Annotated in this window: 14 protein-coding genes; all 14 read left to right on the top strand. The window is 62.7% G+C overall.

Features of this window, described 5'->3' with window-relative positions; genetic code table 11:
• The 14 genes from BN423_RS08080 to cysS all read left to right on the top strand — a co-directional run bounded on the left by BN423_RS08080 (position 1) and on the right by cysS (position 12,778).
• Positions 1-417 (top strand): hypothetical protein, encoded by a 417-nt coding sequence (locus tag BN423_RS08080; RefSeq protein WP_019239750.1) that lies wholly within the window; start codon positions 1-3, stop codon positions 415-417.
• Positions 418-571: 154 nt separating this feature from the next.
• Positions 572-1,507, top strand: a complete 936-nt coding sequence (locus BN423_RS08075) for a ubiquitin-like protein (RefSeq protein WP_232385541.1) — start codon at positions 572-574, stop codon at positions 1,505-1,507.
• A 94-nt stretch (positions 1,508-1,601) separates the two neighbouring features.
• Positions 1,602-2,078, top strand: a complete 477-nt coding sequence (gene ispF / locus BN423_RS08070) for a 2-C-methyl-D-erythritol 2,4-cyclodiphosphate synthase (RefSeq protein ID WP_019239748.1) — start codon at positions 1,602-1,604, stop codon at positions 2,076-2,078.
• Positions 2,079-2,432: 354 nt separating this feature from the next.
• Positions 2,433-3,272 carry a hydroxyethylthiazole kinase gene (gene thiM, locus BN423_RS08065; protein ID WP_019239747.1) on the top strand — a complete coding sequence of 280 codons (840 nt, stop codon included), beginning with the start codon at positions 2,433-2,435 and terminating at the stop codon, positions 3,270-3,272.
• A gap of 3 nt (positions 3,273-3,275) precedes the next feature.
• A complete protein-coding gene (locus tag BN423_RS08060; protein ID WP_019239746.1) occupies positions 3,276-3,578 on the top strand; it encodes an MTH1187 family thiamine-binding protein in 303 nt (100 codons plus the stop codon).
• A 179-nt stretch (positions 3,579-3,757) separates the two neighbouring features.
• Positions 3,758-4,456 carry a thiamine phosphate synthase gene (locus BN423_RS08055; RefSeq protein WP_019239745.1) on the top strand — a complete coding sequence of 233 codons (699 nt, stop codon included), beginning with the start codon at positions 3,758-3,760 and terminating at the stop codon, positions 4,454-4,456.
• Between the two features lie 728 nt (positions 4,457-5,184).
• Positions 5,185-5,667, top strand: coding sequence for a PTS system mannose/fructose/N-acetylgalactosamine-transporter subunit IIB (locus BN423_RS08050; RefSeq protein ID WP_019239744.1), 483 nt, complete (start codon positions 5,185-5,187; stop codon positions 5,665-5,667).
• A gap of 95 nt (positions 5,668-5,762) precedes the next feature.
• Positions 5,763-6,536, top strand: a complete 774-nt coding sequence (locus BN423_RS08045; protein WP_026089048.1) for a PTS mannose/fructose/sorbose/N-acetylgalactosamine transporter subunit IIC — start codon at positions 5,763-5,765, stop codon at positions 6,534-6,536.
• A 1-nt stretch (position 6,537) separates the two neighbouring features.
• Entirely contained in the window at positions 6,538-7,380 is an 843-nt protein-coding gene (locus BN423_RS08040; RefSeq protein WP_019239742.1) for a PTS system mannose/fructose/sorbose family transporter subunit IID, read from the top strand.
• Between the two features lie 12 nt (positions 7,381-7,392).
• Positions 7,393-8,103 (top strand): N-acetylmannosamine-6-phosphate 2-epimerase, encoded by a 711-nt coding sequence (locus tag BN423_RS08035; RefSeq protein WP_019239741.1) that lies wholly within the window; start codon positions 7,393-7,395, stop codon positions 8,101-8,103.
• A gap of 99 nt (positions 8,104-8,202) precedes the next feature.
• Positions 8,203-9,345: an N-acetylglucosamine-6-phosphate deacetylase gene (gene nagA / locus BN423_RS08030; RefSeq protein ID WP_019239740.1), complete on the top strand. Its 1,143-nt coding sequence runs from the start codon at positions 8,203-8,205 to the stop codon at positions 9,343-9,345.
• An 11-nt stretch (positions 9,346-9,356) separates the two neighbouring features.
• The gene (locus tag BN423_RS08025) at positions 9,357-10,139 is read left to right on the top strand and encodes a Nif3-like dinuclear metal center hexameric protein (RefSeq protein WP_019239739.1); all 783 of its coding nucleotides are present in this window, start codon (positions 9,357-9,359) and stop codon (positions 10,137-10,139) included.
• A gap of 180 nt (positions 10,140-10,319) precedes the next feature.
• Complete coding sequence (locus BN423_RS08020) at positions 10,320-11,132, top strand: MurR/RpiR family transcriptional regulator (RefSeq protein WP_019239738.1); 813 nt, start codon at positions 10,320-10,322, stop codon at positions 11,130-11,132.
• A 179-nt stretch (positions 11,133-11,311) separates the two neighbouring features.
• The gene (cysS, locus tag BN423_RS08015) at positions 11,312-12,778 is read left to right on the top strand and encodes a cysteine--tRNA ligase (RefSeq protein WP_019239737.1); all 1,467 of its coding nucleotides are present in this window, start codon (positions 11,312-11,314) and stop codon (positions 12,776-12,778) included.
• Positions 12,779-12,887 lie beyond the last annotated feature (109 nt).

Raw genomic sequence — 12,887 nt, 5'->3', positions numbered from 1 at the left:
ATGATGGCGACGGATGAGACGGCCGATGCGCGGATCGCCCCGGTCGCGACGGGCTCGGGCGCGGGCGGCGCGGGCTATGGGTGCCTCGCCGCCCGGACGCGCCGCGTGGAGGGGATTCCCACGCGCATCGGGGACCGGCACGCGTTCGTGCATGAGCGCGCCCTCGTGTACATCGCGCTCGAGACGCGCTCGCGCGGGGGCGTGCGCTGCAGCAAGCGCGAGATGGCGGAGCTGCTCGGCGTGAACCTCAGGACCGTCGACCGCGCCATGACGCGGCTGCGCGGCACGGGCGAGGTCGAGTCGGCGCCGCGACACGACGAGACGGGCGCGCAGGTTTCCAACGAGTACCGCGCGACCGCCAAGGGGCTCGCCCAGGCCGATGGGCTCATCGCCCGCGCCTTCGCGCTGGGGGAGTGACGGCGGGCGAAGAACGATGGTATCGCTGGATGGGGCAGCGGGTGCGAAATCCTGCTGCCCCATCCACGTTTTTTGTGCGGCGGCGCGGCGGGCGAGGGCGTTCGGGTATCATCGACCGGAATCTGGTGCCCGCAGGCAGGTAGGGGGAGCTGGTATGGATATTCGGACGGTTCGGCCCGCGACGATGCGCATGCGCACGGCGGCGATCGCCGTCACGGCGCTGCTGATCGCGCTGTTCGCACTGCCGCAGACGGCGTTCGGCATGCAGATCTTTGCCCAAGTGCCCAACAGCAAGCACATCACGCTCGAGGTCGAGCCGACCGACCGTACCGAGGATGTGCGGGAGAAGGTCTCCGAGAAGGAAGACTATGCGAGCGACGCGTTCTACCTGGTATTTGCAGGTAAGGTGCTGAAGGACGGCTTCACGCTGCAGGATTACAGCATCCAGAAGGATTCGACCCTGCACATCGTGCTCAAGCCGACGCTCGAGCTCCGGGTTGCCGCCGACGCCGACCTGTCCGACGGTCTCGATGCCGGGGAGCTCGTGCTCACGGCCGACACGGCTTCGGGAGGCGCCGAGGCGCTGACGGACCAGGCGACCTACTCGTTCAGGCCGGACGGGGCGGCGGACGGCTCGTGGGAGCCGGGGTTCCCTGCGGCGCCCGGTTCCTATGAGGTGCGGGCGCTGGTGCCGGTCGCGCTCGCGGCATCCGACGAGGTGATCGAGCACCTTGAGGTGCGCACGCAGGTCACGATCCCGGATCCCGCAGAGGAACCGGGGACGGGCGGCGACTCTGGTTCGACCGCGCCTGGGATCGGCTCAGAGGGGAGCGGTGACTCCGGTTCCGTGGACGCGGGTGCGGGCTCCGGGACGCCTGGCAGCGGCGCGGAAGGTTCCCCCGAAGCACCCGAGTCTGGGAACGGACAGGCCGGGGCTGAGCAGAACGACGCGGATGCCGGCAGTACGGGCGCGCTGGCTGCGCAGCTGCCTGCCACGGGCGACAATATGCCGACCGTCCTCATCGTGCTCGTCGCCGTCGCCGCCGTGGCGATCGTAGCGGGCATCGTGCTGCGCTCCCGCAAGCGCTAAGCGGCTGCGGCGTTCGCCCTGAGCCGTGCGGTATCATACGGGCAGCGTTCGCGGCACCCCGCGCGCGAGCCGCGACGGAGAGGAGACCTGCCTTATGCTGCGCATCGGACACGGATACGACGTTCACCAGCTCGTCGAGGGGCGGCGCTGCATCATCGGCGGCGTCGACATCCCGCACGAGCGCGGGCTGCTCGGCCATTCGGATGCCGACGTGCTCGCCCACGCGCTCGCCGACGCGATCCTCGGCGCGTGCCGGGGCGGCGACATCGGCAAGCTCTTCCCCGACACCGACCCGGCCTACGAGGGCGCGGACTCGCTCAAGCTGCTCTCCGCCGTCATGGGCTACGCGCGCGAGCGCGGGTACGAGTTCGTCGATGCGGACTGCACCATCGCCTGCCAGGAGCCGAAGATCAGCCCGTACCGCGACGCGATGCGCGCGAACCTCAGCGCGGCGCTCGGCGTGCCTGTGGAGAGCGTGGGCGTGAAGGCCACAACGACCGAGCACCTGGGCTGGGAAGGCGAGGGCAGGGGCATCGGCGCCTGGGCGGTCTGCCTCCTCGACCAGCGCTAATTGATAAAAACCAGACAGGCTGGTTTTTATCACGCGACCGCCGCCAGATGATAAAAAGCAGACAGGCTGGTTTTTATCATTTTGGCATTGGTATGCCGTTCTGTAACATTTCGCCCACGCCCGTTGCCCGCGCGCGTGGGTGCTATCATGAACCACGATGCAGGGGTACCCGCGCGGCCTGTGCTGCCGCGCGAGTTGAGAGGGCATGCGCCCAACCCTTCGAACCTGTCAGGTAATGCTGTCGTAGGGAGCATGCGTGCAAGCAAGGATGTCCGCTCGCAGGCGCGCCGTCCGATACGGGCTCGGCGCGGCATCACGCGGCACCGCTGCGCTTGCGCTCCAGGAGGGAACAAGATGATCGAGAAAGCCGATCTGCAGGAGCAGGTTCGCGCGGCGGCCGCCCAGGTGCGCGCGACGAACCCCATGGCGCCGTCCATCACGAACACCGTCACCATCAGCTTCGTCGCAAACGCGCAGATCGCCGTCGGCGGCTCCGCCGCGATGGTCTACCTGCCGGACGAGGGCGAGGCCATGGCCGCCGCCGGCCCTGCCATGTACATCAACGTGGGCACGCTGCTGCCCATCTACGACGAGACGCTGCCGCGCACGGCCGCGCGCCTCGCGGAGCTCGGTAAGCCCTGGGTGCTCGACCCGGTGGCCGTGGGCATCGGCGAGATGCGCACGCGCCTGCTCGCCGGCTTCAAGGAGCAGAAGCCCACGATCATCCGCGGTAACGCGTCCGAGGTCATCGCCCTCGCCGCCCTGTGGGGGCTCGAGGGCGCCGGCAGCCAGAGCCAGGTGCGCGGCGTCGACTCCACGCAGGAGGTCGACGAGGCGCGGGCTGCCGCCGTGGCGCTCGCGCGCTACACGGGCGGCGCCGTCGCCGTTTCCGGCGCGGTCGACCTCGTGACCGATGGCGAGACCGTGGCGCTCTCGCACGGTGGCTCGCCCTTCATGGCGCAGATCACGGGCTCCGGGTGCAGCCTGGGCGGCGTGTGTGCCGTGTACGCCGCGTGCGCGGAGACCCCGCTCGCCGCGGCGCTCGCCGCCGTGAACGTCTACAACCTCGCGGGTGCCCGTGCCGAGGCGCGCGTGAACGCGCCGGCGAGCTTCCAGGTGGCGTTCCTCGACGAGCTCTACCTCGCCACGCCGGAGGACATCGCGGCGAACCCGTTCGACCTCGAGGAGGCGTAAGGCATGAACACCCTGGTAGCTGTTGCGATCGCGCCCGTGGGCGTGGGCGATGAGCTCAAGGAATACGTCGCCGACGTGGTGCGCGTGATCCGCGAGAGCGGGCTCTCGTGCCGCACGAACTCGATGTTCACCGAGATCGAGGGCGAGTGGGACGACGTGATGCGCGTCGTGAAGGACGCGACGTTCGTGCTGGCGGAGCGTGGCATCCGCACCGAGGTCGTGCTCAAGGCCGATATCCGCCCCGGGTTCGAGAACATGATGGAGCGCAAGGTGCGCGTGGTGGACGAGATCCTCGACCAGGAGTGATACGCAGGCGCCGGTGATAAAAAGGTGTCAGTCACCTTTTTATCACCTTGCGCAGTGAGTGATAATTTGGTGTCAGACACCTTTTTATCACCCCGCGCGATAAGTCAATTGAACCCGTCCCCATTGTCTCGGTGAGTCAATTGAACCCGTCCCCAATGACTCAAGGAAGGAAGCTGCATATGAGCATCCGTGAGAAGCTGGACATCTCGGCATACCTGGTGCTCGGGCCGGAGAACACGCTCGGACGCCCGGTGGCGGACGCGGTGCGCGCCGCGCTCGACGCCGGGTTCACCATCGTGCAGGTGCGCTCGAAGGTGGCGGGTGCGCGCGAGCTCATGGAGTGCGCGCGGTCCGTGGCGGACGTCATCGCCGAGGCGGGCAAGGCCGACACGGTGCCGCTGCTCATCGACGACCGGCTCGACGTGGCGCTCGCCTGCCGCGACGCCGGCATCAAGGTGGACGGCGTGCACGTGGGCCAGAGCGACATCCCGGTCGAGGTGTGCCGCCGCTACCTGGGCGAAGATTCCATCGTGGGGCTCTCCGCCGCAGCGCACGAGATGCGCCGCTACATCGAGACGGCGGATACCTCGCAGGTCGATTACCTCGGCGTGGGTCCGCTGCACGAGACGGCGACCAAGCCGGACTGCGGGCTCGACGATGATGGCCATGTCATCACCCGCAGCCTCGAGGAGCTCGCCGAGCTGCGGCGCGTGAGCCCGAAACCCATCGTCGTGGGCGGCGGCGTGAAGGCGGCGGACATCCCCGCGCTCGCGAAGACCGGCGTCGACGGGTTCTTCGTGGTCTCCGCCGTGGCGGGCGCGCCGGAGCCCTACGCTGCGGCGAAGGAGCTCGTCGACCTGTGGCGCGCGAACGCGTAGGGACGCGAGGCCGGACAACGTGCGAACGCCGTGGGGCGCGGGCGAGCTGTGAGGGCGTGCCCGCGCCCTTTTCTTGAGAACGCTCAGGTGGGCGTTTGTCCGCGGCTTTGATTACGCATCTTTCGGAAAGCCGGGATGTGATTTGTCCGATGCGGGATGCTTGTCAGCTTTACTACGGCCACGTCTGCTCCTCATCCGGAATGCTTGGGTCAAAAACCAAGATCACAGAATTTGATCGTCTGAGGCGCGTGATGCTGTATTCAGTGCACTCTGTGTGTATGCCGACTTATTGATTGATATATACGCTAAGGCACAATCACCAACGCAGCGCCTTATGCCACCTTCTATGGACACGGATACCTATTGCCGGTCAGCTGACGAAATGATGCCATCCAGCTATTGAAACCGACCGTTTATCGGAAGGTAACTGCGCTCTGACACAAGAGAAACGCGTATGTAATATTTTGGAGTAAACTCCAACTAAGAAAATAAATCAGAAGTTTACGCCAAACCTGATGTAAACCCTTGTATTTGCATAGCCAGTTTGCGATGAAAGGGGGTGAAAGCAATCGATATGGCATATGACAGAGCTATGGATAGGCCTGCGAACGGTTTCGCGTTGTCGCGAGAACCGATGCGCTCTCCACCCTGACGGGACAGAACGGATTTTGTTCGCCGTCATAGGTTGAGTGCTCGAGTACTGGGCGCGATTGAGATGAGGTGGGGCAATGATTGTACTTGTGCGTTGCGATGATCGCTTGATCCACGGTCAATGCATGACCGTTATCGTCAAGGAATACGACATCAAAACCATTCTGGTTGTAGATGACACCACGGCAAGCAACCCGATTCTAAAGTCAGTGTTCTCGGCAGCCGTGCCAAGCAATATGAAGGCACGGGTGGTGACGGTCGACCAGGCCGTTTCAAAGATAAAGGCTGCAGCAGAGAACGATGTGCGCACCATGGTGCTCATGAAGTCGCCTGAGGTGTACTACCAGCTCCTGGAGAAATCACCGGAACTTCCGCGGGATTTGAACATCGGCCCCATGTCCGCACGCAAGGGAGCTATCGATGTGCACCCCGCCATCCATCTGCTCCCCCAGGAGGGCGAGGCAATCAAGCAGGCGGTTGCCGCTGGAGCTCATGTGTGGTTCAGGCAGGTGCCCGGCCAGCCGATTATCGAATGGGACGAAGTGAAGGATCGCTTCTAGAGCCGTCATCAGACAGTTGGTTCATAGAGCGAATCGAGAACGGACGGCGCATCGCGCTTTGTCCGCGCATCGGGATTCGAATGAGGAGGGAACGCATGACAGTCTTTCAAGCACTCTTACTCGCGTTATTTGGATGGATGAGCTCCATCTACTCACCGGTGCTCATCGGCGGCCTGCTTGGATGGTATACCATCGGGCGTCCGCTCGTTTCTGGCGCGATTATCGGTTTCATCATGGGCGATGTCACCACGGGCGTCATCATGGGCGCTGCTATCCAGATGCTCTACATTGGCCTCGTGACCCCTGGCGGGTCGATGCCGGCGGACGTGAACTATGCGTCGTGGATCGGCATCCCGCTTGCCATGGCAGCGGGCGCGGGCGAGGAGTACGCCCTTGCGCTCGCCGTTCCGCTGAGCACGCTCGGTGTCCTCGCCGTGTACGGTTTGTGCGCCATCAACCTGTTCTTCGTGCACATGCAGGATAACGCCATTGACAAGGGCAACCTCAAGCTTGCAGCACAAGTGCCCATCATCGGCCAGGTGACGAATTTTGTTTTGCGCTTCATTCCGATTTTCGTGATCGACCTGTTCGGCGCAGACCTCATCACGCAGATCGTGAACATGATGCCCGTGCAGGTGACCGATATCCTGCAGATCTTTGCCAACATGCTCCCGCTCGTGGGCTTCATGCTTCTCATGCGGGTGCTTTGCAAGGTCGATTTCGACCTCATCTATTTCTGCATCGGCTTCTTGCTGGTCGCTGTGGGCGGTATGGCGATGATCCCGGTCGTCATCATCGCGCTCGCCATCGCATATGTGGGGTCGAAGGGTGATTTCAATGCGAAGAACGCTGAAGAGGAGGTCGAATAACATGGCAGAGAACGCAACCGAAACCAAGCTGAGCAAGAAGACCATTGCTAGGGCATATTGGAGCTGGATGTTCTTCAATCTGTCCGTTCAGAACTTCGAGCGCATGCAGGGGCCAGCCGTTGTCAAGATGCTCGGCGATGTGCGCGAGGATTTGTATCCCGGCGATCCTGAAGCGCAGAAGAAGATGCTTGCGCGCCATGCCAACTTCTTCAATACCGAGCCCTATCTGGGCAGCCTCGTTCCCGGCGTGATCCTGGGCATGGAGGCGAGCAAGGCTGAAGGCGCTGATGTGCCTGACGAGCTTATCGACTCGATCAAGACGGCGCTTATGGGACCGTTCGCGGGTATCGGCGACTCGCTGCTTCCCGGTACGATCATTCCCATCCTGCTTTCCATCGCGCTCGGCCTCTCCCCGAACGGAGAGCTTCTTGGACCGATTTTCTACGTGGTCGTGTTCCTCGCCATCATGTTGCCGCTCACACGGTTCCTATTCACCTATGGCGCGCGTACCGGAGCATCTGCGGCATCGGCGCTCTTGGAAAGCGGCATCAAGGACAGGATCGTCTCTATCGCCCAGACTGTCGGACTGGTAGTCGTGGGTGCGGTGACCGCATCCTACACGCAGGTGAACATCGGTCTGGTGTTTACGAGCGGCGACCTCACGATCGATATCGCTTCGATTTTCTCGACGCTCATGCCGGGTCTGCCCGTGCTGCTTATGGCGTTCCTTGCGTACTTCCTTATGGTCAAGAAGAAGTGGAGCGCCAATAGGATGATCCTGTTCTTCCTGATTGTTGCCATCGTGGGTTACTTCACGACGATCCTGACCGTTTCCGCTGCATAAGGGGGCAAGGCCATGAAGGACGTGGTCAAGAGCCTCCTGGGAGGCGTGGTCATATCGTGCCAAGCCTATGAGGATTCGCCCATGTATGGGGCGGATGTGATGGCGCGGATGGCTCGATGCGCCGAGGTGGCAGGCGCTGCCGGCGTGCGCGCGTGCTGGCCGCAGGATGTGCGCGCCGTTCGCGCGGCGGTGGATCTTCCCATCGTGGGTATCAACAAGCGTTTCGGAACGGGCGATCCCCTCGATGACATCTTCATCACGCCAACGGTGGAATCTGCTGCAGAGGTCATCGAAGCGGGTTGCGATATCGTGGGCATCGATTGCACGATTCGCCCTTCCCGTTCATTTGACGAGCTTGTGGCGCTGCTCTCAGAGGTTAAGGAGCGCTATCCCGATATCGCCATCATGGCGGATCTCGCCACCGTCGAGGAGGCCGTGGCGGTTGCCGAAACCGGACTCGTGGATATCATCTCCACGACGCTTGCGGGCTATACGCGCCAGTCACTTGGACGTGCAAGCGAAGGTCCCGACCTTGAGACCTTGCGCGAGGTGAAGGCTTCCGTCGATTTGCCGGTGAACGGCGAGGGTCGCATCTGGGAGCTTGCGGACCTCAAGGCGGTTATCGACGCGGGTGCGGATATGGTGACGATTGGTTCTGCGGTAACGCGGCCGAATCTCATCGCAGAGCGGTTCGTTTCGGCCAACCGCCGCATGCGCTCATGATGCGCGTAGGCACATAGAGATTATCGTGGCGCCGATAGAGATTATCGTGGCGCCGATGCTCCCGTGGGGCATCGGCGCCCACTCTGTTAGAGGTGAAACATGGCTCGATGCATTCAAAGCAATAACGTGTGGTATCGGGGGCGCCTGCAACCTGCGTGGCTGGTAGTCGAGGATGGGAAGATCGTGCAGATCGGGGAGGGTACGCGCAAGCGGGCCGATGCGGATTACGGAGACCTGCTCGTGCTGCCCGGCTTCATCGATGCACATACCCATGGGAACAACGGCGTGTCAACGGAGACCGCTGACGAGCGGGAGATGGAGCGCTGGCAGCGAGAGATTGCGGCTGAAGGCGTTACGTCGTTTGCTGCAACGACCGCGAGCTTTCCCTTCGAAGAGAATGTTGCAATTTTCGGACGCCTTGCGTCGTGCGTCGGTCGAGACGAGGGAGATGTACCTGGGGCAGAGGTGCTGGGAATCTACGTCGAGGGTAATTTTATCGACCCGGATCATCGAGGCGCCCAGGACATCGAAGCCATCGTGGAGCCGTCCATCGAGGTTCTCCAAAGGTACATCGAAGCGTCGCGGGGGACAATCATTCGCATGGTGCTTGCAATCGAGCACGATAGAGACCTTGCCGTGCTCGACTATGCGCGCTCGCAAGGAATCGGTGTGAGCGTTGGGCATAGCGCGGCGACGTACGCCGAGGTGCTCGATGCCTGCTGCCATGGGCTCGATGGCGTGACGCATACCTATAACGGGATGTCGCCCATGCATCATCGCGAGCCGGGCATCGTGGGAGCGGCGCTCGATATTCGCCAGCTCTATGCGGAAATCATCGCCGATGGCCATCATGTCAGCTGGCCTGCGGTGCGCCTGCTCGGCCGGATGAAAGGTATCGACCGTCTTGTGCTGGTGAGCGATGCAAGCCCGCTCAAGGGATTTGACGGAGCGCTTCCTTCGGGGATACATATCGACGAAGAGGGCCAATTCCGCACCGATTCCGGGGCGCTCGCAAGCTCCTCCATGCGCATGTGCGACGGCGTGCGCAATTTGATGCTTCGCGCTGGATTGCCGTTTGCAGATGCGGTATGCGCGGCGACCATCAACCCAGCGCGCCTGCTCGGATGCGAGGCGCGCAAAGGGTCGCTTGAAGTGGGCAAGGATGCCGATATCGTTGTACTTGACCACACGTTCAATGTAGTGCAGACACTCTGCCGCGGTAGAGCGATGTTGATCGAATAGGAGGTAATCTCATGCAGGCCCAGGAAGTTATCGACCATCTTGAGGCGCTGGGAACGTGGGTCGATTGGAACAAGACCCGGGACATCGTGCTCGCGGGCGATGTGACACGCGAGATTGAACGTGTGGGCGTGACGTGGGTCGCCACGATGGCATGCGTACACGACGCGGTTGCGCACGGCATCGATCTGCTCATCACGCACGAAAATCCATTTTATGCCCCCTCGACCGATCCGCACCGCCTCGTATATCGACAGCGGGAAGAGAAGCGCGCGCTTATAGAAGAGAACGGCATGGTCGTTTATCGGTGTCATGACGTGTGGGACAAGGTTCCCGGCGTGGGCGTCGCCGACTGTTGGGCGAAGATTTTGGGTCTGCCGTGCACCCGGAAGGTCGAATCGTATATCCAGCACGCGCGTGTTGAGCCTGTGAGCGTCCGAGATTTTGCGCGCCGGGTGGCCGCCGCCCTTGCGCCGTATGGTGAGGAATCGGTTTGGGTGGTAGGCGATCTTGACGCTCAGGTACGCGAAGTAGGTCTAGGTACGGGCGCGGCGACTGATGTCTGCAGGATGCTTGAGCAGCCGTGCGACGTTTGCATTGTTGCCGATGACGGCATCAGCAATTTCCATGACGTGCAGCTGGCGATAGATGCGGGGGTGCCGCTGATCGTAGTGAACCATGCGTGCTGCGAGAAGCCGGGTATTGACGCGATGGTCGCGTATCTGGCGGACGCGTTTCCCGGATTGGATGCGGTGCGTTTGAGCGAGGGCTACGCCATTCACGCCATTATGGGCTGATTCTCGCTGTGCTTTGCGAGCGGGGTACTGCTTGCGAGGCGTACACGCTTATCCTATCGCCTCCTGCGCCCCGCACGCCGCGGTGCGCAGGAGGCGGCGTGATGATACACTGCAAGGCGCGACGAGCTTATAAGAGCTTGTCCAGGTGGTATGCCATCCGGTTGATTCTACGGAGTGCCCATGCAGGTCATAGCCCAGACGAAGACGCTTTATCCCTCCCTGACCAAATCCGAGCGCAAAGTCGCCGATTTCGTTCTCGAGCACGGGGGCGAATTGGTGCATATGACGCTCTCGGAGCTTGCGCGGCGCATCGGGGTGGGCGAGGCGACGGTGGTGCGCTTTTGCCAGAAGATTGACCTGGGTGGATTTCAGGAGCTCAAGTTCTACCTGGAACTTGAGATTGACGAGTCAAAGCAGGATGCCGGCGAGGGGCCTGAGGGTATCAAGCAGAATCTTATCGACAATATCGAATTCACCTATTCGATGCTGTCTCAAGGCGAGCTTGAGCAGGTGCTCGATGCCATCCACGATGCTGAGGAGGTTTTTTTCTACGGCATCGGAACGAGTGGCCTGTCCGCTTCGATGGGCGAGGCGCGCCTGTTCCGTTACGGCAAGCGAACTCGTGCCGTCACCGACTCGCATGTTCAGATGATGCAGTCGAGTCTGTGCGATTCGTCGAGTCTGCTTATCGCCGTATCGGTTTCGGGTGAGACGAAGGACCTCATCGAATCGGTCGGGGCCGCGCGGAGCGCCGGCGCCCAGGTCGTCGCAATCACCAGCTACGCGAACTCTTCTCTTGCAAAACTCGCTGATCACGTGTTCATCACGTATGACAAGATGAGCTTTCTCGAGGGCGGTACGTTCTCGAGCGCGGTATCGCAAATCTACGTGCTCGATGTGATCACGACGAGCTATGCCCTTCGCTATAGCGATGATGTTGCGCGGGTGCAGGAAAAGATTGGCTGGTCGATGATGAGCAAGGTGAACGTGTAGCAGCTTGTTGCCGCCGGCGTTTCGATAGATGTGCATCTGCGGCTGTGATTGCATACAGTTGTTAAGGAGCCGTGCCTCCGATTCACGCGGGGTGCGAGGCTCCATGTCTATCGCTACAATCTTCTACGAACAGCAGTCTTCCGGCGCCGTGCCCGCCGATTCGAATCGAAGGAGCCCCCATGCTCATCTACAACAGCGCTACGCACGCGAAAGAGGAGTTTCAGCCCATCGAGGCCGGCAAGGTGCGCATGTACGTGTGCGGCCCCACAGTCTACGACAACATCCACATCGGCAACGCGCGCACGTTCATCTCCTTCGACGTGATCCGTCGCTGGCTCATCGCGAGCGGCTACGAGGTCACGTTCGCGCAGAACCTCACCGACGTGGACGACAAGATCATCAACCGCGCGAATGAGCAGGGGCGCACGGCCGCCGAGGTCGCCGAGGAGTTCTCGAAGAAGTTCATCGACGTCATGCACCGCGCGAACGTGCTCGACCCGGACGTGCGCCCGCGCGCTACGAAGGAGATCGGCCCCATGATCGGCATGATCAAGAGCCTCATCGAGCAAGGGCACGCCTACGCGGCCGACAACGGCGACGTGTACTTCTCGGTGCGCAGCGATCCCAGCTACGGTGAGGTGTCCGGTCGCAAGATCGACGACCTCATGGTGGGCGCGCGAATCGAGGAGAACGAGGACAAGCGCGATCCGCTCGATTTCGCGCTCTGGAAGGCCGCGAAGCCCGGCGAGCCCAGCTGGCCGAGCCCCTGGGGCGACGGCCGCCCCGGCTGGCACACCGAGTGCGCCGCCATGGTGCATCGCTACCTGGGCGTGCCGATCGACATCCACGGCGGCGGCTCCGACCTGGCCTTCCCGCACCACGAGAACGAGTGCGCCCAGGCTACGTGCGCGTGGCACGAGGGGTTCGCGAACACGTGGATGCACACGGGGATGCTGCTCGTGGACGGCGAGAAGATGTCGAAGAGCCTCGGCAACTTCTTCACGCTCGAGGAGGTGCTCGAGAAGCACTCCGCCGCGGCGCTGCGCCTGCTCATGCTGCAGACGCACTACCGCTCGCCGCTCGATTTCTCGTGGGAGCGCCTCGAGGGCGCGGAGAACTCGCTCGCGCGCATCGCGGGCACGGTGCGGAACCTCAAGTGGGCGGCCGACCACGCTGAAGGGGAGCCGGACGCCGAGCTCGCGGCCGGTCTCACGGCTGCCATGGAGCGCGCCGCCGCCGAGTACGAGGCATGCATGAACGACGACTTCAACACGGCGGGCGCGGTCGCCGCGTACTTCCAGCTCGTGACCGAGGCGAACACGTACCTCGACCAGGCCGCGGGCGCTGTCGACCCTGAAGCTGCGCGCGTGTGCGGCGCCGTGATCGCGGGCGCCCTCGCGCAGCTCGGCGTCGAGCTGCCGCAGCAGGAGGAGCCGCTGCCCGTTGGGCTCTTGGGCGTCGCCGCGGGGCTCGTGGGCTACACGGGCGACGATGTGGACGAGGCCGCCGAGCGCATCCTCGCCGCCCGCGCCGAGGCCCGCGCCGCCAAGGATTGGGGAACGGCCGACGCCATCCGCGACCAGCTACGCGACATGGGCCTCGTCATCGAGGACACCGCCGCCGGCAGCCGCATCAAGCGCGCCTAGATGTAATGGGTTGGTTGGGGACGTGTTCTTTTCAACCCATTTTGCAAAATAACCCCAGGGGTAATTTTACATTCGACATGAAGACCGCCTCTTGTTAGGGGCGGTCTTT

Source organism: Enorma timonensis, assembly GCF_000321165.1.
In the GTDB taxonomy this organism is placed as follows: domain Bacteria; phylum Actinomycetota; class Coriobacteriia; order Coriobacteriales; family Coriobacteriaceae; genus Enorma.
This window is presented reverse-complemented; position numbering and strand designations above follow the sequence as displayed.